This is a genomic window from Rhodococcus sp. IEGM 1372, from assembly GCF_030056835.1.
In the GTDB taxonomy this organism is placed as follows: domain Bacteria; phylum Actinomycetota; class Actinomycetes; order Mycobacteriales; family Mycobacteriaceae; genus Rhodococcoides.
Window position 1 is genome coordinate 98,643 of record NZ_JASHKS010000010.1, and the last position, 22,250, is coordinate 120,892.

General features: G+C 67.2%; 13 protein-coding genes. 5 read left to right on the forward strand and 8 right to left on the reverse strand.

What is annotated here, in order from left to right:
* Positions 1–36 precede the first annotated feature (36 nt).
* Positions 37–3,318 (reverse strand): heterodisulfide reductase-related iron-sulfur binding cluster, encoded by a 3,282-nt coding sequence (locus QM590_RS11945; RefSeq protein WP_269594989.1) that lies wholly within the window; start codon positions 3,316–3,318, stop codon positions 37–39.
* A gap of 587 nt (positions 3,319–3,905) precedes the next feature.
* Here QM590_RS11945 and QM590_RS11950 point away from each other — a divergent pair.
* The gene (locus tag QM590_RS11950) at positions 3,906–4,568 is read left to right on the forward strand and encodes a DUF8020 domain-containing protein (RefSeq protein ID WP_269594988.1); all 663 of its coding nucleotides are present in this window, start codon (positions 3,906–3,908) and stop codon (positions 4,566–4,568) included.
* Between the two features lie 170 nt (positions 4,569–4,738).
* Positions 4,739–5,857, forward strand: a complete 1,119-nt coding sequence (locus tag QM590_RS11955) for a GNAT family N-acetyltransferase (protein ID WP_269594987.1) — start codon at positions 4,739–4,741, stop codon at positions 5,855–5,857.
* Here the strand turns inward: QM590_RS11955 and QM590_RS11960 are convergent.
* The 6 genes from QM590_RS11960 to QM590_RS11985 all read right to left on the reverse strand — a co-directional run bounded on the left by QM590_RS11960 (position 5,854) and on the right by QM590_RS11985 (position 15,633).
* Positions 5,854–6,975, reverse strand: coding sequence for a S1 family peptidase (locus QM590_RS11960; RefSeq protein ID WP_269594986.1), 1,122 nt, complete (start codon positions 6,973–6,975; stop codon positions 5,854–5,856). The two genes, QM590_RS11955 and QM590_RS11960, sit on opposite strands and share 4 nt — an antisense overlap.
* A gap of 87 nt (positions 6,976–7,062) precedes the next feature.
* Positions 7,063–8,361, reverse strand: a complete 1,299-nt coding sequence (locus tag QM590_RS11965; protein WP_068055327.1) for a S1 family peptidase — start codon at positions 8,359–8,361, stop codon at positions 7,063–7,065.
* A 75-nt stretch (positions 8,362–8,436) separates the two neighbouring features.
* Positions 8,437–10,089 (reverse strand): Hsp70 family protein, encoded by a 1,653-nt coding sequence (locus QM590_RS11970; RefSeq protein ID WP_269594985.1) that lies wholly within the window; start codon positions 10,087–10,089, stop codon positions 8,437–8,439.
* The gene (locus QM590_RS11975; protein ID WP_269594984.1) at positions 10,086–11,225 is read right to left on the reverse strand and encodes a hypothetical protein; all 1,140 of its coding nucleotides are present in this window, start codon (positions 11,223–11,225) and stop codon (positions 10,086–10,088) included. The genes QM590_RS11970 and QM590_RS11975 overlap by 4 nt, the downstream gene beginning before the upstream one ends.
* A 42-nt stretch (positions 11,226–11,267) precedes the next feature.
* Complete coding sequence (locus tag QM590_RS11980; protein ID WP_269594983.1) at positions 11,268–13,778, reverse strand: helix-turn-helix transcriptional regulator; 2,511 nt, start codon at positions 13,776–13,778, stop codon at positions 11,268–11,270.
* 7 nt (positions 13,779–13,785) lie between these two features.
* The gene (locus QM590_RS11985) at positions 13,786–15,633 is read right to left on the reverse strand and encodes an Hsp70 family protein (RefSeq protein WP_269594982.1); all 1,848 of its coding nucleotides are present in this window, start codon (positions 15,631–15,633) and stop codon (positions 13,786–13,788) included.
* A 210-nt stretch (positions 15,634–15,843) separates the two neighbouring features.
* Between QM590_RS11985 and QM590_RS11990 the strand changes: the two genes are divergently transcribed.
* The 3 genes from QM590_RS11990 (at position 15,844) to QM590_RS12000 (ending at position 21,692) form a co-directional block, all read left to right on the forward strand.
* A complete protein-coding gene (locus QM590_RS11990; RefSeq protein ID WP_149407362.1) occupies positions 15,844–18,261 on the forward strand; it encodes an IniB N-terminal domain-containing protein in 2,418 nt (805 codons plus the stop codon).
* A gap of 165 nt (positions 18,262–18,426) precedes the next feature.
* A complete protein-coding gene (locus QM590_RS11995; protein WP_149407361.1) occupies positions 18,427–20,235 on the forward strand; it encodes a dynamin family protein in 1,809 nt (602 codons plus the stop codon).
* On the forward strand, positions 20,232–21,692 hold the full coding sequence (locus tag QM590_RS12000; RefSeq protein WP_149407360.1) for a dynamin family protein: 1,461 nt from the start codon (positions 20,232–20,234) through the stop codon (positions 21,690–21,692). The genes QM590_RS11995 and QM590_RS12000 overlap by 4 nt, the downstream gene beginning before the upstream one ends.
* On the opposite strand, the gene QM590_RS12005 is transcribed toward QM590_RS12000, so the two are convergent.
* Positions 21,681–22,241, reverse strand: a complete 561-nt coding sequence (locus tag QM590_RS12005) for a hypothetical protein (protein WP_149407359.1) — start codon at positions 22,239–22,241, stop codon at positions 21,681–21,683. The two genes, QM590_RS12000 and QM590_RS12005, sit on opposite strands and share 12 nt — an antisense overlap.
* Positions 22,242–22,250 lie beyond the last annotated feature (9 nt).

Below are 22,250 nucleotides of genomic sequence, written 5' to 3' on the forward strand. Positions count from 1 at the left end.
GAGCAAGGGCGCGCGGTCGGTAAAAAGGGTGTGAGGTTACTTCCGGCGACCCGGAACCTTGGCTCCCGGGGCGAATCCGAGTCCACCGGCCTTCGGCTTGGGTGGCGTGCGGTCGTCGGCTTCACTCGCAGTGTCCGACGCCTCAGCAGGTGCCTCGGTGGTCGACGCCTCTGCCGGAGCCTCTGCTGGTGCTTCGGCCGCGGATGCCTCGGCGGGTGCCTCGGTGGTGTCCGACGCCTCGGCGGATGTTGACGCTGCTGCGCCGGGCGTCCGTGCACCCGGCTTCTTGAATCCGGACTTCACGGCCAGGCCCTTGGGCTTGACGGTCGGCTTGGATTCTGCGACAGCCTCGGCGGCGGGTGCTTCCGACGCCGTAGCGTCGGCAACCGGTGCCTCAGCAGCAGGTGCCTCAGCAGCAGGTGCCTCGGCAGCAGGTGCTTCGGAGACCGGAGCCTCGGCAGCAGGCTTACCCGGTGCCTTGGCGCCCGGCTTCTTGAATCCGGACTTCACGGCCAGGCCCTTCGGCTGGACGGTCGGCTTGGATTCGGTTGCAGCAGAGGCTGATTCCACAGGTGCGTCAGAGGTCGACGGCTCCGTGGCGGGAGTCGCAGTGGCCTCGGCGGGCTTGCCCGGTGCCTTGGCTCCCGGCTTCTTGAAGCCCGACTTCACGGCCAGACCCTTGGGCTTGACGGACGGAGTCGATTCCGAGGCCTCGGTGGACGGAGCTTCGGCTGCAGTGTCGGCAGGTGCAGCCGCCTTCGCGCCGGGTGCCTTGCCCTTCATCTGCAGACCCTTGCCACCGGGTGCCTTGCCACCGGGTGCCTTGCCGCCTGCCAATCCGAGACCCTTGGGCTTGGCCGCGGGTGCAGCCTCCTCCGTAGGCTCTTCGGTCTTGGTGGCAGAACCGGGTGCCTTCGCTCCCGGAGCCTTGGCCAGGCCCTTCATCTTCAGACCGCCGCCGGCCTTGGGTGCCGGAGCTGCCGGAGCGGACTTCGCCTCGGCCGGCTCCTCGACGGGGGCGATGCGTTCGGCCTCTTCGACCTCCATCGCCTTTTCGGTCGCGAGCTTCTCCTCCGGAGTGCGCTCGCGGGGGATGACCTTGATGTTCTCGCCCAGTACCGAGGACTCGACGCGGGTGATCGACTCGAGCATCAGCTGCGCGACGTCGACGACCTCGACGCCCTCGTGTGCGCCGCCTTCCTGACGTGCGGTGACACCGTCGGTGAGCATGACGCGGCAGAACGGGCAACCGGTGGCGATCTTCTTCGGGTTGGTCGCCAGTGCCTCGTCGACCCGGTCGATGTTGATGCGCTTGCCGATGTTCTCTTCCATCCACATGCGAGCGCCACCGGCACCACAGCACATGGACCGCTCACCGTGGCGCGGCATCTCCTTGAGATTGGAGCCCGACGCGGCCATGAGCTCACGCGGAGCGTCGTACACCTTGTTGTGACGGCCGAGGTAGCACGGGTCGTGGTAGGTGATGTCCTGGCTGACCGAGGCCACCGGGATCAGCTTCTTCTGGCGCACGAGGCGGTTGAGCAGCTGCGTATGGTGCACCACCTCGTAGTCACCGCCGACCTGCGGGTACTCGTTGCCGAGCGCGTTGAAGCAGTGCGCGCAGGTGACGACGATCTTGCGCTTGCTCTGCTCGACACCGTCGAACACGCTGTTCAGCGTCTCGATGTTCTGCATGGCGAGCTGCTGGAACAGGAACTCGTTGCCCGCGCGGCGAGCGGAGTCGCCGGTGCAGGTCTCGTCCGCGCCGAGCACCATGAACTTCACGCCTGCGGTGGCGAGCAGCTCGGCGACGGCCTTGGTGGTCTTCTTGGCGCGATCCTCGTAGGCACCGGCACAGCCGACCCAGAAGAGGTACTCGTAGTCCTGGAACGAATCGGCGTCCTGGCCGAAGACCGGGATGTCGAAGTCCATCTCGTTGATCCAGTTGAGGCGGTCCTTGGAGTTCTGGCCCCACGGGTTGCCCTTGTTCTCGAGGTTCTTGAACAGGCCTGCGAGCTCGGACGGGAACTCCGACTCGATGAGGACCTGATAGCGACGCATGTCGATGATGTGGTCGACGTGCTCGATGTCCACCGGGCACTGCTCGACGCAGGCACCGCACGTGGTGCAGCTCCACAGCACCTCGGGATCGATGATGCCGCCCTCGATGGCGTCGGCGACGAGCTTGCGATCGGCCTCGTCCCGAGCGTTCTGCGGGATGGCGTCGAGCGCCTTCTGGTCGACGTTGCCCTCGGAGTCGACCAGTCCGACCTCGTCGCCTGCCATGTCCTTCTTGCCGCCTGCCAGCAGGTACGGGGCCTTGGCGTGGCTGTGGTCGCGCAGCGACATGATCAGCAGCTTGGGGGAGAGGGGCTTGCCGGTGTTCCAGGCGGGGCACTGCGATTGGCAGCGGCCACACTCGGTGCAGGTACTGAAGTCGAGCCAGCCCTTCCAGCTGAAGTCCTCGATGTTGCCTGCGCCGAACGCGTCGACGTCGGGGTCGGCCTCTTCCATCTCGAGGACCTTGCCGCCGGACATCATAGGCTTGGCCGGGCCGAGAGCCACGGTGCCGTCGTCCATGCGCTTGAAGTAGATGTTGGGGAACGCCGAGAAGCGGTGCCAGGCGATACCCCAGTTGATGCGGGTACCGACGATGTAGAGCCACACCATGCCGGACATCAGCTTGACGAACGCGAACACCGACACCATCTCCGGGCTGGCCGGCAGCAGGGTGGCGATGTGGACGGTGGCGAAGTCGTAGATGAGACTGCCGTCGCCGTAGGTGGCGATCTTGCCGGACTTCACCATCAGCATGCCCAGGCCCTCGATGAGCACAACGGCCTCGACGAAGTAGGCGGCTTTGAACCCGGAGCCGGCGAAGCGCGACTGACGCTCGGGCTTTCTCGGGTGGTTGAGCTGGCGGATGACGATCAGCGTGACGATACCGATGACCGTGCCGAGAGCGAGGATCTCCTCGAGGAAGTGGTAAACCGCAGTGTCGCCGAAGATCGGCCAATGGAACTCGGGGTTGAACGTCTGGCCGTACGCCTCGAACCAGACGATGGAACCGAACATGAAGCCGACCATCACGAGCCAGTGCGACCAGCCGACGGTGCGGAACTTGACCATCTTGGTGTGCAGCAGGAACTCGACGACCATCTGCTTGAAGCGAGGGACTATCGGTCGCCAGCGGTCGGGTGCCGGCTGGCCGAGTCGCACGATGTTGAACATCCGCAGAGCCCCGCGAATGAAGACGTACCAACACACGAGGCTGAGCAGAGCACCGACTGTGCCCAACGTGATCGTCAGGGCGTTCATGTCGCGGCCTTTCGTTCAGGTGGCAGCTGGGGGCTACCGCGGGTTCAGCCCGTCGAGCCGGCTGACGGACTATGTTACTCGCCAGTAGCAGTTTCGCCGTACTGACGGGTAACTTAGCACCACCGAGTGAAGCGGTGCTGGTGGGTGGCGAAGTGAGGCCGTCCGACGCGTGGGCTGAACTCGTCAGTAGGTTGTCTCGCAGATCACCGTATGCGTAGGCCGTCGAGGTGCTGTCGAGAAGGCAGTCCTTACCTACTCCGTTCGTGTGGCGGAATGTCGCCGACGGGCCGCCTGGGGCCGGTGGGATCACGCGCTCGGTCTTCCTCGATCGGTCGAACGATCGACATCTCCGATCCCAGCATGACGTGACTCGAGCCGCTGTGCTGCGAATATCCAAAATGTTTGTGACAGTGGGTAACTGACAGGTGGAGAACCTGTCACAAAAGGACAACGACCGGTCCGATTCTTACGCTACAATTCGGGCGCACCAAAAGTCGCAAAAGAGTCATCGGGGTGACTTTGCGCTTGACGGCTGCCTAGCGGTACTGCCAAGCACTCAACGCCACAGAAACGGAACTGAACTCCACATGAAACTCAGCAAACTGGTCGTCACGTCGGCCCTCGTCGCAGTCGCGATGGGCCTGGCCAGCGGAACCGCTTACGCACAGCCCGCCGATGAAACGGCCCCCGGTGACACCAACTACACCGTCGATCTCGAAGATCGCACGATCGTCACCACCATCGACGCAGGCGTCTTCAAGGTCGCCGACGACGGCAAGACGGTCGACGTCCTCGACGCCGCCGACAACACCCTCGTGACTCTCCCGCTGTCGTTCAACCTCGGCGGACTCAACTTCCCGTACGAGCAGAACGTCGACGACAACGGCAAGACCCTGCGTCTGATCCCGAACCTCGACTTCACGAAGGCTTCGGCCAACTCGCGCAGCATCGGCGCAACGACCGTCGCCTCGCCCGAGGAGAACCTCAGGGCGCAGCAGAACTTCTCCTCGCAACTCGGCATCGCGACCGCGATCGGTGGATTTACCGGAACTGCCATCGGTGTAGGCGTCGGCTTCTTGCTCGGTCTCCCCCTGGCGGGTGTCGGCGGGGTTGTAACCATTCCCATCGCCGCCACTGTCGGAGGCATCCTCGGCACCATCGCTGCCGGCGGACCCACCCTCGTTGTTGCAGGCATCGACTTGATCAACACGTTGAATGCGGCACCGGGCACCACGGTCTGGGCCAAGTAAGCGAGTCGTCACCGAAAACCCGCACTCTCGTCGAGGGTGCGGGTTTTCTGCGTTCTTGGTGGGTCGGCGTCGAGTTCCGGCCACCGCCGCACCCGTACGAGCACCGACGGAACGAGGACAACGAAGAAGTGCTTTCACACGCTTATTAAACTTTCCGTAAAGTAAATAGCATGGAAACCGACTACGAACCCATTATCGGAGCCGTGGACAGAACGCTGTCCGACGAACTCCGCGAGGAGTGGGACGCACTGGCCGAGCGAGTCGGAACGGTCTTCTCATCTCGCCGCAGTTATGCGTTGAATGCACCGCGACCTGCGGGCAGTGAGCTGGTCTTCGTGCACGTGCGTCGCGGTACGCGTCTGGTGGCTCTGGCACCGATGTTCGTGACGCGACTCGGTCCGTTGAAGGTGGCGAAGATTCTCGGGGCCGGGCAGGGCGTTCCGACGGAACTGCTCAGCGAGGACGACGCGTCGTCTCGTGTCCTGTGGGATGCCGTCGACCGCTGCGGTCTGATCTTCTACGCAGACTCCATGGCCGACAATCAGATCGCACTCGCGGTGCTCGATGCGCACCCGCGGTGGCGTTCGGAGTCGATCGTGCGGGAGCGAGTTCCGGTGATCGAGGTGCCGGAGGGGAGCACCGCTCGGGATGTGCGAGGGCGCAATTCACTGAAGCGGCTCGGAAAGTACAGGCGTCAGGCCGAGCGGGCCGGGAGTCCCCTCACGATGGAGACCATCCGGGATGCGAAGCACTTCGAACGACGCTGGACAGACATATCCCGCTTGGCTGCCGCGTCGACGCTCCACAGCGATCGCACCGACTACCTTGCGGAGGAATCGCCCGCCGACCCGTCGGCGTCGGCGAAGGACTTCCTGGCTCGCGAAGCAGCGGCCGGGAGATTGACCCTCTCCGGGGTGAGCGTCGAGGGGCGATGGCGTGCGCATCAGATCTGTGTTCGTACCGGAGCTCGACTCGAAGCCTGGTTGACGCATTACGATCCCGAGGTCGCGAAGTATCAACCCGGGCATCAGATGATGGAATGGTTCGTCCAGAGCCACGACGAGCTCGACGTGACCGTGCTGGACCTGGGCGTCGGTGTCAACGACATCAAGAGGTCCTGGTCCACCTCGGGCTACGACGTGCTGGCCGTGGTGGGCGTCCCCACACGCATGGTCGGGTCTCGGATTCTGGTCGGCTTGGTGCGTCGATGGGAGCTGTCGCCCGGGTTCGCGCATGCGCGAAGAGTCGGCTACGCGGCGCTGTCACGTCTGCGACCGTCCACGCACTAGGACGTTCGGATCGTCAGGCCCGGGTTCTCCGCGAGTACGTCGTTGATGGGGGTGGCGAACAGCTCGGGCCGCTGACCCTGCAGCATGCTGACGACGGTCGCGACCTCGCAGGAGGGCTGATCGCCCACGTTCGATGCACTGGCGATGCCGACCGCGAGGGTGCCGCTGACGACAGGGCCACCACTGTCTCCGCGTAGCGCGCAGATGGAGGTGGAGAAGCCGCGGTCCAGAACGTTGTCGCCCAGTGCGACGTGCTGGCCCGTGGAAAGAATTGTGCCGCAACTGAATCCGGTTCTGGATCCGGATTTGCAGACCGGTGCTCCCACGATCGGGTCCACCGTCCCGGTGACGTGCAGTGGGCCTGCTCCGGGGACCCGCACGGCGTTGCTCTCGAATTCGGCGGCATTGGCGTCGTCGATGTCGATCAAGGCATAATCGTTGCGCGACTGGCTGGTTCGGTAGAACGTTCCGAATTTCGAGCCCACGAGACTGCCGTACATCGGATACGCGCCCGTCAGTGCCGCGGAGCCGGTGTCGGTGGTGTTCGGATTGCAGTGGCCCGCAGTGATGTTGACCGATCCGCGCGTCGGGTCGACGGCATTGAATCCGAGGGAGCACCGCTGACCGAGGCCGGCCGGTGTACCCGCGAGAAAGCTGTCACCGCCGAGATACGAACTCGCACGGATCGGGCCTGCCGTCGGTGACGGATCGAACGGGAGCAGGTCCAACAGCGGCTGGACGGCATCGACAATTGCCGGCGGGAGCTCGATGGGCGACGCGTCGATCCCGAAACCGTTGGCCGACGCGGCATCTGCGACGTCGGCGTGGGCCGGTCCGTCCGCCACCGCGACGACGGGACGTCCGTCCTCGTCCAGCCATGCCCTCGCTACGCCGTCGGAACCGACGGTGTCGGTGAACTCGGCCAGTCGGCGGGCTGCGTCCGCTCGGTCGAGAAATTGCTGCGGAGACAGCCCGAGGTCGCGGGCAACCGCGTCGGCCAACGCCGCAGGCAGCATCGTGTCGGCAACCGGATCTGCCCCCGCGGTGGGCGCGAACACGGTCGCCGTCACCACGAGTGGCACAGCGAACATCGACAGCCGGAACGCTCGGCGACGCATAGAAACCTCTCCCCCCGGGCATCTGCAGATGTGATGCCGTTCACCCGTCGTACGACTATAGGCGGTGGAGGGCTCCCGCCGTACCCACTACTCGGTGCGCAGTGTGCTTCCGGTCGCGCGCGTGACCTGATCGATGGGAATGCCCAGGCTTGCCGTGCCACCGTATTGCGCCAGAGCGAGGTTGGCCTCGTTGCAATCGGGTGCGCCGCCGCTGTTGGATCCGCTGGTGATTCCCAACGCGAGGGTTCCGGTCACGATGGCACCGCCACTGTCACCTGCGAGAGTGCATGCGGTGCTGGCGAATCCGCGAACGGTGCGGGACGTGCCGTCCTCCATGTAGAGCTGTGTCTCGACGCGATCGGCCGCAACCACTCCACAGGTGAACGACGACGACTGCCCGGACTTGCAGACCGGCGCTCCGATGACCGGCGATGCGGTTCCGGTGACGGTGACGGTGCTGCCGTTCGCTCCACGGACGGTGGGGCGGTCGAGTCCCGACGCGATGCCGGTGTCGTTCAGGGCGATGACCGACCAATCGAGGCCGTCCTCTGCGCCCAGGCTGGATCGGTCGAACGACCCGATCTGCGTGCTACGCGAGATGTCGGCCGGATCGGGCAGGTAGACCGGCGCGCCGCCGGATCCGGTGGCCTTGGCGGGGTTGCAGTGGCCTGCACTGAGATTGACGGCCGAACCGGAGGAGTCGACGGCGTTGAAGCCGAACGAGCAGATGCTGATGTCGGTGGCCGGAGCGTCGGCGATGGGTCCCGAGGTGGTGACGTAGGTGTCCCCGCCCATCGGAGTCGGGTCGACCGGCTTGTTTCCGCCGGGGGAGAGGATGACCTTGATGTTCGCCAGCAGGGTGGGCAGATTCAGCGCGCTACCGATCGGGCTGTTCACCAGATCGATGACGATCTGGTTGTCGATGAAGTCGATGGCCGTTCCGTTGATCTGCTCGGAGATCTCGCGGGGGAGGCCGGCAATCCAACTGTTGAGGTCTGCCAGCGACTTCTCGAGTCCGTCTGCCGACACGGGCGACTGCGCGGTGGCGTATCCGTCCTTGGCGACGGCCTGCGCCGCAGCAGGTGAGGTGACGGCGACGACGGCATTGCCGTCGGGTCCGATCCAGGCACCGGCGAAATCTGCCGGACGGCTGGCTCGGAAGTCCGATGCGTATTCGGAGAGTTCCTGCGCGCGGGCGGCCCGATCGAGATACTCCTGCGGAGAGATCTTCAGATCTCGCTGCACGGCTTCGACGAGCTCGCGGGGAAGCTGATCGGCGGGTGACTGGACGACGGGTTCTGCTGCTGCTGTCCCGGAGAACGAAGCAAGAAGTACGAAAGCCGTCGAACACAGCACTGCAGCACGCAGCGCCCCGGTGTTACGCATGAAATCCCTTCATCGGGTGCTTGTCATCAGCGCCCCACCCTAGGGCATCGGGCTCGGAATCCGTGTTCGCGCAGCTCAGGGTTCTTCGAGCTCTTCGGATGGGGTGGTCACCGAAGCTGAGGTCGTGGTGGTCTCAGTCGGAGTCGTCGTCTCGACCGGGGTGGTGGTCACCGGAATCGTGGTGGCCACCGGCGTCGTGGTGGGGACCACGGGCGCGGGGGCGGGCACCGGCGCGGGCACCGGCGCGGGTGCCGGAGCGGGCAGGGGAGCAGGTTCGGGTGCCACGTACGGCTCTTCCGGCTGTTCGACGACCTCGGGTACGAAGACGGGCTCGACGGAGGTGGCGGTGGTGGTCGAGGGTGCGCGCGTCGAGGTGACGATCGGCGAGCCGGCATCGGTGACGGTCGGGGGTGTCGCGGCGGGAGCGTCGCCGAACACTCCGCTCAGTGCTGCGATCGCGAGGACGATGACCACGCCTGCTGCTGCACCGGCAACGATGGTGGCGATCGTCCGCGAACGCTCGCTGCGTTCCTTCTTCGCCGCTACCGGCGCAGCGGCGACGGCCGGAGAGTGATCGGTGGTCGAGGCGTTCTCGTCGACCGGAACGATCTGCTCGGATCGAAATTCCGAGGGAGCGAACACCGGAGCGACCGCAGGGATCGCCTCGGAGAACGCGAGGGACGGCGCGGGCGCGACGACCGGGATGGCGTCGGTGTCGAGGGACTCCGTGCCGTCGTTTCGGGTGACGATCGGCGCGGCACCGGTCACCATGGAGTTGCCGTCGACATCCTCGACCTCGGCCAGCAGCAGGGCACCGCGGGTGGCAGCGAGCGGCTCGACGAGCACCGGGCCCGACGAGCGTTCGGTGATGTCGCTTGCCACCGACGGAAGTGCAGCGCTGCCGCCGGCGAGGATCACAGTGCCCGTCCCCGGAACGTCGAGCCGGCGGAGCAAAGGCGCGACGAGGTCTGCGAACTCGGCTCGGGTCACCGTCGAGGACTGCGAGACACCGGGGAGTTCGACCGAGATCGTGGCGACGTCGGCCGTGCTCAAGGTCTGTTTGGCGGCCTCGCACGAGGCGACGACGCCGGCAAGGGCTGCCAGGACGGCCGCGTCGGACAGGTCGATGTGCTCGCGATCGGTCACCACGTGATCGAAGAGGGCGTCGGTGAACGCGTCTCCGCCGACGGCGGTGGTGCGGACCGTTCCACCTCCGGGGAAGGTGGAGATGTCGGTGCCGGTGGCCCCCATGTCGACCACGGTGACCGCTGCTCCCGGGCTCGGCTGCGCGAATGCGCTGGCGGCTTTCGCGTCGGGAACCAGGGCGACATCGGTGAGGCCGGTGTGATCGAGGGCGTCACGAAGCAGTGCGACGGCGGCTCGGGTCCACCGCGTCGGGTACGTCATGGTCGTGACGGGCATGTCGCTGGGCACGCCGGCCTTCGCGGACACCATCGTGACGAGGCAGTTGGCGGCGTTGGCCATCAGGTCCTCGGCGCGGTAGGCGTCGGCGTCGGGCTCGAGATCCTCCTGCTGACCGACCAGATCGACGAACCGAGTGAACGGTGCCGTCTCGGCGGGTTCACCGAGGTGGGCGCGGCCGTCCTCGTCGAATCTCAGTGTCGTCGGCAGGACGACGATCGTCGGTTCGTCCTCGGCCGATGCGCGATAGGCCGCGACGGACCTGGTGTGGCCCACGGTTATTCCGAGATGGCCGGCATCGCTCATGGGGTCTCCGCCGATCGGTCGTTCGGTGCGATCTGTTCGGTTATGGACTGCCCGTCTTCCGGGTCGGTGTCGGGGGCATCAGGGGTGTCGGGGGTCTCGTCGGTTGGTTCGTCCGGAAGTTCCGGATCGACCGGTTCGACGACGATGGGAGGCTTCTCCCGGTCGTCGTCCTCGGGTGCCTCGAGCGCCGGGCGCGTCTCGATCTCGATCCCGGGTTCGATCTCGGTCGGTTCGCTCCGCGGGAGGTCGGAGGTTTCGGTGGGGGTCGTCTCTTCCGTGGTGGTGGTCGCCGTCGACGGGGGGACAGGAACGATCTCGGCGGCCGGTTCGGCGACGACGGTGGGGAAGTCGATCGGGCCACCCGACCCGGTGCCGCTCGACGACGTGCGCGGCACCAGCTGGGCGTTGTCGATGGTGGGGACGTCGGTGTCGGTGGGCGTCCCGAGTTGCAGCGCGAAGAGCGCGGCACCGACGGTCAACGCGGCGGCGAACGCTGCCGCAGCGAACAGTGGTCGCCGGTCGGATCTCGCCTGGCTCACCACCGCGAACTGCTCGGTGACGGCGTCGACGGGGAACTGCGCTGCCAGAATCGCAGCACCGCGGGCCGCGGCGATTGCGGTGTCCTTCTTCTGCAGGGTCGGCAGGAGCGATGCGTTCCACGCGGCGAGCGCTTCTTCCTCGGCGACCAGCGCGACGTGTGCGAGCCCGTGCCCGTTCATGGCCGAACGCAGCGCGAACACCTGCTCGGCCGTCCACTGGGCGGGATAGGTCGCCGCCGCGGCAAGATCACCCGGCCGCAGACCGATGGACGACGCCACCTCGGTGAGCAGGCACAGCAGGGCCATCGACGTCAGTTGCTCGGCAGGAAAGACCGTGCCCTTGCTGCCGATGACACCCACGCCGTCGGCGAGGGAGTCGAGAAAGTGTGTGTAGGCCTCGGAGTCGTCGTCGGTCGCATCTCCGAGCGAGACGGTGCCGTCGGGATGGGTGTTGAGCACGGTCGGGTGCAGTGACGCCAGGTGCAGCGACGGTCCGGGCGCGATCGGATGGGACACGGCGGCGACTGCGCGCTCGTCGTCCAGGTAGAGGCCGACGTCCGGTGTGCTCACACTCGCACTGCCGGGCTGCTCGGTCATGGGGCTGCTACCTGTTCTCGATCGGGGAGTGGTGCTCGGCCGTTATGTCGCTCCCGGTCCCCGCACAGTTACAGTGTCCACACTTGTGCTGGTCGAGGCCCCGTATCCCATGGCGCGCAGCATCGAGATCAGCTCCGAGCGCGACTGCGCCCCGAGCCTGCGCCGAATACGAGCCACATGGTGCTCGACGGTCTTCGGGGAGATGTAGAGCCGACTGCCGACCTCGCGATACGTGACGCCCAGTACCAGCAGTTCGGCGACCTCGGCTTCGCGTTCGCTCAACGAGCCCGTCGGCTGCGGGGTCGATCTCGGACTGTCGCGCCCCGTCGAGCTGGGTTGGCGCAACGATCTGGCGATGTGCAGCAGCGAGGTTGCCGTCGCAGTATCGGTGACGGTCAGGGCGGCCTCGCTCGCCAAGCGGGCACCGTCCCACGGCAGTCCGAAGGCGGTGAGCGTGCGTGCCGAATTCTCCACCTCGGTCGCGTCGGGCCTGCCCTGCAACACGCCGAGCCACGCGCGACCGGCAGCGGCGAGTGCGGCGCTGTACGGATGGGTCGGAGCGGCGGCGGCCAGAGCCTTGGCGTGCGGGACCAACGCGTCGGGAGTCTGCGCCACGATGGCCGCCTGAACCTGGTACCAATGCAGCGCCGACGCCCACACGGGTGGATCGCCGAGCGCTGCGAGCAGGTCGGTGGCCTGCGCCACCAGATGCTCGACGCGGTCCACCTGGCCGAGTCGAGTTGCGGCCAAGAGCAATTCGCCCAGGGGCAGCAGCGCGAACAGGTCGGTGGAGTATTCGGCGATCACGTTCTGGGCCTGGGTCCATGCCGTGATCAGTGACCCTGCGTCACCGGACCTGCGAGCCAGGCCCACTCGAATCGCGTGCAGGAACAGTTGATTGCGCACGTGTGACACCGGAATCCGTAGAGCCTCGATCGCGATGCCTGCTTCGGCGGTATCCCCTCGCAGCATCGACGCCCAGGCCCCGACGAGGCTCAGTCTGGTGTGCGCCTCCGATCCCGGACGGTGTTCGGGGAGTGCTCGCGCCACGATGGAATCGACACGGGGTAGGTCGCCGCAGTGCACCGCGTGCAGCGCCGAGACGGCAGCGGCAGTATCCGGGGTGCACGAACGATCGGAAGTAGTGCCCGTCAACGTCATTGCCCGCATCAGTGCGTTGGCAGCGGCACTCGACGCTGCTGCGCTCCGCGAATCGATCGACCCGATCACCCCGGTGACGAGCAGACTGCCCGACGCGATACTCGACGTCGGTGCGAGGGCAGTCACGGCAGCCATCGAACGGTCGGCGGCGCTGCGATCACCGGCCGCCGCGGCCGAGAGGGCAGCCCACACGGCGTCGGGTCCGAGCCGATCTTCGCCGAGCCACGCGAACAACTGCGCACTGCGCGAGGCCATTCCACGTTGCGCGGCAATCGACGCCGACACCCGCACCGCCGTCCGCAGATCCGTCGCATCGCACCCGACAGCGCCGTCGAGGACCACATCGGCGAATCCCGCCGCCTCGTCCGGATTCCCGGTGGCAGCCGCTACCTCGGACCGCCTCGCAGCCAACGCCGCCGAGTCGAATCCCGCGTCGACCGCCGCGTCGTACAGGGCACCTGCGACATCGACAGCAGCCGAATCCGCCTGCTGCACAAGGAAATCTGCGAGACCCGGATGGACGACGCCTCGCTCTGCCAACGCACGTGCCGCGGTGGCGTCGAGCAGGCGGGATCGGGTGGCGATGTCGGTGACGGACGAGAGCAGGGCTCGGCAGCGCGCCTCTCCGATCATCTCGATCAGCGGTGCCTCCGCAGACGGAATCAACGTGCCCGTGGTGTCGAGCAGGCCGGAGCTGCAGGCCAGGTCGACGATCGACTCGACATCGGTCGCGCGTGCCACGATCTGCGCGGCCGACGCAGGATCGGGTGTGATGCCGAATCGGGCTGCGAGCAGCAGGGCCCGCGTGTCGTCGGTGGTCTCGATCAGCATCCGACGGTGTTGTTCGGCAACGGATTCGGCGACCGCGCGCAGTGGAGCCGGATCGGAACGGTCGCCGCCGAGTGCGCCGAGGGCCGCATCGACGGCGGCGAGAATTCCGCCGGTCGCCTTGGCGACGGCACCGGCGAGTGACGCCGAGATCGGTCGAACGGTCGCTGCTGCCCGCGCCGCGATGGCCACCTTGTCCAGCGGAACCAGAGTCAACCGGTTGGAACCGGCGGAGGCGACGAGCTTCTCGATGCGGGAATCGAAGCTCCGCGGCGCGGTGGCGACGATCAGGGTGATGTCCGATCGTGTTGCAGCCGCTGCGATCTCGTCGAGACGCTGCTCCGACAGCAGGTGCGCGTCGTCGACGAGAACCGTCGAGCCGGACGGCGCGTCGGCGATGGTGCCCGTGTGCACGTCCACCGTCGACGCCACGGAATCGAGAACTGCGGATCGACCGGAGCCGTCGACCCCGACGACGACATGGAATCCGTTGGCGACGAGCGCATCACGGACGAAGCGATCGGCGCGCTCGATGCCGACGAGCGATGATCGAGTGCTGGTCACCGTCGACCTATCGGCCGGTCAAGCCGCCGAGGGCTCCGCCGAGCCCGTCACCCACGCCGCCGACGACACCGCCGAGCCCGTCACCGACGCCGCCGACGACACCGCCGAGCCCGTCACCGACGCCGCCGACCACTCCGCCGAGTCCGTCACCGACACCCTGTCCGACATCGCCGAGGGTGGGACCCTGGTAGCTGGGAACCTGCACGCTCGGTGCTTGCGGAACCTGCACCGCCGGAGGCTGGTAGTTGGGAACGGTCGGAGCGGCGACCGACGGGATGGTCGGCACCGTGGCCGCGCCGTTGTCGGCCGGGGCAGGCGATCCCGCGACCGGAGCACCGGTGGCCGGATCGATCTGCGTCACCGTTCCGTCGGCGTCGACCACCGTGGTCGGCGCACCCTCGGAACCGGGTGCGGCAACACCGTTCTCACCGGTCGCCGGCGTCGTCGTCGCGGCATCGGCCACCGCAACGCTGGTTCCCGGTGTCTCGGTGCTCGAGATCGAGGTTTCCGCGTTCGATTCGGCCGGAGTGGTGTTGTCGGAGGTCAATGCCGTGCCCACCGACAATCCTCCGCCGGCGAGAAGCGCGAGAGCGAGGACGGATCCGGCCACGACACCGGCTTTCTTGCGACCGGACATTCCTGCGTCGGAGTCGACGGCGGTGGGCGTCGGTGCGGGCCGGGGAGTGGGGCGAGGCATCGGGGCGGCCGCCGCAGCGGACGCCACGGCCGTGGTGGGTGCCGCAGCCAGTGCTGCGGCGTTGTCGGAGGCGGTCGCGTCGGCGATGTCGCTGCCGAGTATCGCGGCACCGACTGCGACGGTCAGTTCGGGTCGCGGTCCGGCCACCACGGGTGCTCGCAGCTCGGACGACATGAGCTCGGCGACCAGTGGGATGGCCGAACTGCCACCGACGAGTACCACCTGGTCGATGTCGGAGACGTCGAGGCCCGCGGCCGTGACGGCGTCGCGTACCACCCCGATCGACGCCAGCAGTGATGCGCGCACCAGTTCTTCGACCTCGGAGCGCACCAGGCGTACCTCGGTGTGCAGGCCCGGGAGGTCGACCGTCAGTGACGTGGACGTGTCGTAGGACAGCTGTTCCTTCGCCTCGCCGCAGCGGGCCCGCAGTTCCACGAGTGCGCCGACGGTATCGGGGTCGAAGGGATCGAACTCGAAGGATTGGCTTCCCGAGACGGTGTCGAGGACGTACTGCATGATCGCGTGATCGAACTGCGCTCCGCCGAACTCCTCCGAATGCACTCCGGTTCCGACGGTGCCTGCCTCGGAGCCGGTGCGCATCAGCGTGACGTCGAGTGCGGTCGCGCCCAGGTCGTAGACCACGGCCAGGCCGTCGGTCTGTGGGCCGCGTGTCACTTCGAGCCACCGCATCGTGGCGACGGACTCCGGTACCAGCGTGACGTCGGTGAGTCCCGCGCGCTCGAGCGCTTCACCGAGAACCTCGGCGGTGTACGCCGTCCAGCGAGTGGGGTGGGTGACGACGACGGTAGGAGCGGCATCGGTCCCGGCGGAGACCTCGGCGACGAGTGCGCGAGCAGCGGTGGCGTACAGGTCCTCGGCTCGGTGACTGCGGCCGTCGTCGTCGATCAGTTCCACCGGATCGCCCACCCGGTCGGCAAATCCGCTGATCAGATTGCGCGTCGAACGGTCCCAGAGCTCTGCCAGACGCGGGGCCTCGCCCGGACGGAGGTCGAGTGCCGAACGCTTGACCACCGAGGTGACGGGTTCGGTGTCCAGAGCAGCCACAGCCGTCACCGAACCGATACGTATGCCGAGCCCTGCGTTCATCGTGGTGTCGCCGCCTTCGTCTCGCACTGCCGTCAGTACTACTGCCGTCACACGCACTGTCGGCAGTGGCCGATTATTCGTTACGTCTCACAGCAGGTTAGAGCGCACAACGAGTGAAATCCCCTAAAGCGCCGAGATCCCCTAACCGAAGTCCCCTGGCAACCCCCGGGGGAGTGGGGGGATCCGCCCCGTTGGGCGGGGGCTCTTCGGTGCCTAGCGTTGTGATCAACCACGAAGCACCACTCGTCAAGGAGACCCACGATGGCTACCAACGCCGTACTCGATTTCATTCTCGGCCTGCTGCGCGACGACCAGGCTGCAGCCGCCTACTGCGCCAACCCCGAGATGACGCTGGCCGCCGCGGGACTCGGCGACGTCACCCACGCCGACATCGTCGCCGTGGCACCCCTGGTCGCCGAGTCGGGACTGTTCGCCGGCGCAGGCAGCCAGCTCTCGGCCATCCTGGGCGCAGGCGGATCCGCCGGCCTCGACGGTGCACTCGCCGGCGGCGCGAGCCTCGGCGGCGGATTGTCGGCCGGGCTCGGACTTGCAGCAGGCGCAGTGGCGGGCGGCGGACTCGCAGCAGGTGGCAGCCTGACCGGCGGAATCGATGTCGCGGGTGAGATCGAGGCATCCCTGCAGGCAGCACTGGCCGCAGCATTGGCTGTCGGAGGCCAGATCGGTCTCGAGCTCGGAACCGCGTTCGGCGGCGCATTCGACGCCCTGCTCGGCGCAGGCGCAGGTATCGGTGGCGGTCTGGATCTGGACCTCGACGGTCTGCTCGGCGGAACCGTCGGGCTCGGCGCTGCACTCACTGGACTGATCGGAGCAGGCGCAGGCATCGGCGGCGAGATCAGTGGAGACATCGCCGCACAGCTGCAGGCAGCACTCGACGCCGCCATCGGCGCGACCGGTGCCGTCGACCTCGGCGCACTGGCCGATATCCAGGGCGGCCTGGCCGGCGCTCTCGGTGCGGCCTTCGGAGTCGGCGGAAGCGTCGGAGCCGATCTCGGTGCCGCTCTCGGCGGAGTCTTCGACGCGGTACTCGGTGCCGGAGCCGGACTGGACATCGCAGGTGACCTCGGTGCCGCTCTGACCGCGGGAATCGGCGGCGCCCTCGGCGGACTCGGAACCATCGGAGCCGATCTGACCACCGACATCGGAGCTGCACTGGACGGCGCACTGGGAGCCGGTGGCTCGTTGGTCGGCGACATCGCCGGTGGAGTCGGCGCGAGCCTCGGCGGCCTCTTAGCGGCAGACGGTGCCATCGCAGGCTCGATCGGTAGCGCACTCGGAGCCGTCCTCGACGCCGGAGTCCTCGCCGACCTCGACGTCGACGCCCTGCTTGCCGCAGGCGGCAGCGTCGGCGCAGTGGTCGGCGGCGCACTGGGAACCGCGCTCGACCTCGACACCAGCGCAGTCGGCAGCCTCACCGCCGCTCTCGACGCAGCACTCGACGGCACCGTCGGAGCAGCAGCAGGCATCGGCGGCGAACTGGCCGGCGGACTCGAAGGCGGAGTGGCAGGCGGCCTCGAAGGCGTCCTCGGTACGGCATTCGGCGTCGGCGGCGCAGCCGGAGCTCAGCTCGGAACCGCACTCGAATCGGTACTCGACACCAGCGCCGCACTCGACCTCGGAGCCGCACTCGGAGCCGGAGCAGATGTCAGCGCAGGCCTCGTCGGCGCGATCGACACAGCGGTCGCAGCCGGAGCAGACCTCTCGGGAACCGTCGAAGCAGCACTCGCCGGAGTCGGCGGAGTGGGCGCAGACCTGTCGGGCGGCCCGGCCGGACTCGGCGGAGTGGGCGCGGGCCTCACCGGAGGACTCGCAGGCCTCGGAAACGTCGGTGCTGATCTGACCGGTGGCCTGGCGGCCGTCGGAAACGCTGGTGCTGATCTGACCGGTGGCCTGGCGGCCGTCGGAAACGCGGGTGCAGATGTGGCCGGCGGACTCGCCGGTGTGGGTGACGCCGGTGCAGGCCTGACCGGTGGTCTGGCCGGACTCGGCAGCCTCGGCGGCGGAATCGCAGGCGGAGTTGCGGGCGGCGTGGATGCTGCGGCTTCGGCCGGTGCAGGCCTCGAAGGAGCCGTCTCCGGTGGCATCAGCACCGGGCTCGACGCAGCAGCATCCGCAGGTGCGGGCCTCGAAGGTGCCGCGGGAGCTGCAGGCTCGGTTGCCGGTGGCCTCGAAGGTGCCGCGGGCGGAGTCGTCGACGCCGGCACCTCGGTGGGCGGCGAGATCGCATCGAACGTCGGAGCGGGACTCGACACCGGTGCCTCGATCGGAGGCGACTTCGCGTCCACTGTGGGTGCGGGTTTGGATGCTGGTGCGGACGCTGCGGCTTCCGCGGGCGGCGGGTTTGATTCCGCTGCCGACATCGGTGGCCAGGCCGCGGGCAGCCTCACCGGTGGCCTGCAGTCGGGTGTCGAGGGACTGGCAGACGCCGGCGGCAGCCTCTCCTCGGCGGCGTCGGGATCGTTCGATTCCTCCAGCTCGTTCGATTCCTCGGCTACCGCGACCGGCACCGGCTGGTCGAGCGTCGACTCGGACGTCTTCGGACAGGGTGAGACCGAGTCGAGCTTGTTCAGCGAGTCCGGCCTGCACGGTTCGGTGGATTCGGCAGCCGACTCTCTGGGACATGTGACCGTCGATCACGACATCGACCCGATGCAGCCCTGATCGTTCGCCTGCGGGTAGACAACGACATGACTCGGCCCCGAGTGTTCGCCAGCACTCGGGGCCGAGTCGTCGCTAGAGTTCGTTCGGGGCGCGCAGGAGTTTTTCGAGCCTGCGGCGTGACCTGGTACTGCGGAAGTCGACGAGAACGGTTGTGAACACGAGCGTATGGACGGGCAATCTACGGAGCTGGCCGAGCTACTGAGCCGTACCGCGGCGGTGGCGACATCGGCGGGACGATCCGACCTGGTGGATCGAGTCCAGGCGGCGCGCTCCAGAGTGTTGGATCCACGTCGACGCATCATCGTGGTCGGACCGCTCAAGCAGGGCAAGAGCCAGTTCGTGAACTCACTGCTCAACCTGACGGTGTGCTCGGTCGGAGACGACGAGACCACCGCCATCCCGACGGTGGTGTCCAACGCCGAGAGCCTTTCCGCGCAGCTCGTACTCGCCGATCCCGGCAACGAACCGATCCGAGTGGACGTTCCGCCCGAGGAGATCACGACGGTCACCCCGGCCAGTCCGCTGGCCCAGGGCCGGGAAGTGTTGCGTCTGGACATCGGGGTGGCGAGCCCACTGCTCGCCGACGGTCTGGTGCTGGTCGACACCCCCGGAGTCGGTGGTCACGGAAATCCGCACGCTGCAGGAACATTGGGGCTCATTCCGTCGTCCGACGCGGTGCTCGTCGTGTCCGACGCCTCCCGCGAATTCACCGAGCCGGAACTGTCGTTTCTGCGTCAGGTACAGGGGCTGTGCCCGGCCGTGGCGGTGCTGATCACCAAGATCGATCTCTATCCGCACTGGCGGCAGATCGTCGAGGCCAATCGTGGACACCTGGACCGGGCGGGCATCGACGTGCAGATGCTGCCGGTGTCGTCTCTGTTGCGTTCGCACGCACTGCGTTTGAACGACGAGGAGCTCAACGCCGAGTCGGGCTTCCAGCAGCTCTACGCGTTCCTGCGTGACGACGTGGTGGCCCGGGCGGATGTGCTGGCACGCTCGTCGGTCTCGCTCGACGTCCGTTCGGTCACCGAGCATCTGACGCTGTCGTTCGGCAGTGAGCTTGCGGCACTGAAGGATCCGGAGCGCGCCGCCGCGGCCGTCGCGGGGCTGCAGCGCGCCAAGGCCGCCGCCGAGGAGCTGCACAAGCGCTCGTCGCAGTGGCAGCAGACACTCGGGGACGGTATCGCCGATCTTGCCTCCGACATCGATCACGACCTGCGCGACCGGTTGCGACGCGTCACCAGGGAAGCCGAGGAAACCGTCGACGAGGGGGACCCGGGCAAGGACTGGCCGCAGCTCGGCGAGTGGCTCGAGGAACAGATCGCTGCGTCGGTGGGCGACAACTTCGTCTGGGCTCACGAACGGGCACTGTGGCTTTCGGAGTTGGTGGCCGAACACTTCGCGTCCTCCGGGGCGGCAGCACTACCCGATCTCGACGTCGGCGATCTGGACAACGTCCTCGATCCCGTCTCGTCCCTGGCCGATCTGGAATCCGGTCGTATCGGAATCACGCAGAAGGTTCTGGTGGGAATGCGCGGATCCTACGGCGGTGTGCTGATGTTCGGCCTGATCACCACGTTCGTCGGGTTGAGTCTGCTCAATCCGATCTCCATCGGCGCGGGTGTGCTGCTCGGCACCAAGGCGTACAAGGAGGACAAGGAGAACCGCGTCAAACAACGGCGTTCCGAGGCCAAGATCGCGATCCGACGTTTCACCGACGACGTCAGCTTCCAGGTGGGCAAGGAGTCCAAGGACCGACTGCGGCAGATTCAGCGAGTCCTGCGTGATCACTTCACGTCCATCGCCGAGCAGACGCTGCGGTCGCTCAACGAGTCGCTGCGCTCGGCGCAGGAAGCCGCCGCCGCCGACAACACCGACCGCGCTGCTCGCATTGCTGCGCTGGAGAACGAAATGCGCGTGGTGGCCGAACTGAATGCTCGGGCAGTGGGACTCGTCAAGGACGTCGCGGTATGAGCGTGGCGGCTCTGGCCAGGGCACGCGACCTCATCTCGGCGGCGCGATCGACGTACTCCGGTGATGCCGAGGCATCCTGGATGCTCGACGAATGCCTGTACCGTTTGGACGAGCCGCTGCGGGTGGCACTCGCAGGATCGCTCAAGGCCGGTAAGTCCACACTGCTCAATTCTCTTGTCGGACAGGACATTGCTCCCACCGACGCAACGGAGTGCACGAAGGTCGTCACGTGGTACCGCAACGGCGTCGCTCCCGCCGTCACGGCCTGGTACGACGGTGACCGGGCTGCGAACGTCCCGGTGCAACGGCGGGACGGACGATTGACCTTCGATCTCGGGTCGTTGACGGCCGCGCAGGTCGACCGACTGGACGTCGAATGGCCTGCAAGTGCTCTGGCGCAGACGACGATCATCGACACCCCCGGTACCTCGTCGCTCTCGCGCGACGTGTCGGCGCGCACGTTGGCGATGCTCACGCCCGAGAACTCGTCCTCGGGTGCCGACGCGGTCGTCTATCTGCTGCGCACGCTCAATGCGACCGACGTGTCGTTTCTCGGGCAGATCGGTGCGCACGTGGGCGGTGATTCGGGGCCGCTCGGTGTGATCGGTGTCGTCTCGCGCGCCGACGAGGTGGGGTCGGGGCGGATGGACGCGATGATGTCGGCCAAGGAAGTCGCTGCGCGATTCGCGTCCGAACTCGAGGCCACCGGCCTGTGCCAGGCGGTGGTTCCGGTCGCCGGTCTGCTGGCGCTCGGTGCGGAAACGTTGCGGCAGAACGAGTTCTCGGCATTCGAGATGTTGGCCACGGTGCCGACCGAGGATCTGCAGTTGGCGATGCTCTCGGCCGATCGATTCGTCCGTGCAGAAAGCACGCTACCGGTCGACGCGGCCCTGCGAGCCAGCATCGTCGACCGTTTCGGGCTGTTCGGTATTCGGATGGCCGTGACGTTGATTCGGCTCGGGGTACGCGATTCACCCACGCTCGCGGCCGATCTGGTCGAGCGCAGCGGGCTGACCGAACTCCGGTCGGTGATCGACGTGCAATTCGGTCAACGCGCCGACCAACTGAAGCTGCACTCGGCTCTGGTTGCCCTGCAACGGATTCTGGAGTTCCGTCCGGAATCGCATGCACTGCGCACCGAGGCCGGGCGAATGCTCGCCGATGTGCACGGCTTCGCCGAATTGCGTCTGCTCGGCCGATTGCGCTCCACCACACCGAAACTGCCCGACGGCGGTCTGCTCGAGCTGCAGCGCATCATGGGCGGCTTCGGCATCGCCGCCACCGAACGCCTCGACCTGCCTCCCGATGCCGGTCACGCGCAACAGCGAGACACCGCGCTGGCGGCGGTACACAAGTGGCGAGCACTGTCCTCGCATCCACTGTTGGACCGATTCACCTCGACCTCGTGTGCCACGGCGGCCCGCAGCGCGGAAGGAATACTCGCCTCACTTGCGTGAGGATCCCCGGGGCAGGAGGGCCACGATCGTCGCAGCGACAGCCGTGCCCGCCACGACGAACGGCCCCCACTGCAGAACGCCGCCGAGCAGCGCGGAGGCGTCGGACACGAAGGTCGAGAACGTGACTGCCGCTCCGATGGTCAGGATCCCGACCGCTCCCATCAGGACCTTCGACGACGTCGCCGCGTTGCGCAGCAGATTGAGTGCGACGAATCCCAGCAACACGAGCACCGCTGCTGCGGCACCGCTGGACAGCAGCGTGGCCGAGGCGGTGTTGCGGACGTCGGCGGCGCTTGCCGTCGAATCCTGCTGGGACACCGCAGATTCGACGCCGGAGAGCACGGACTCCCAATTCAGCGCGATTGAGGCGGCCAACGCGAGGATCAGTGCCGCTGTCAGAGTCCACAGCACGGTCGCGACCTTGGGTAGGACCGACCGAGATGGCTCCTGCCGTGGCCGCAGCGGTTCGACGGCAACATCGGGCCGCGGTGGTTGCGGACGGGGAGGCATGGGCCTCCGCGATGTCGGGTCGTTCTGTTCTTCGGCCACGGGCAGGAG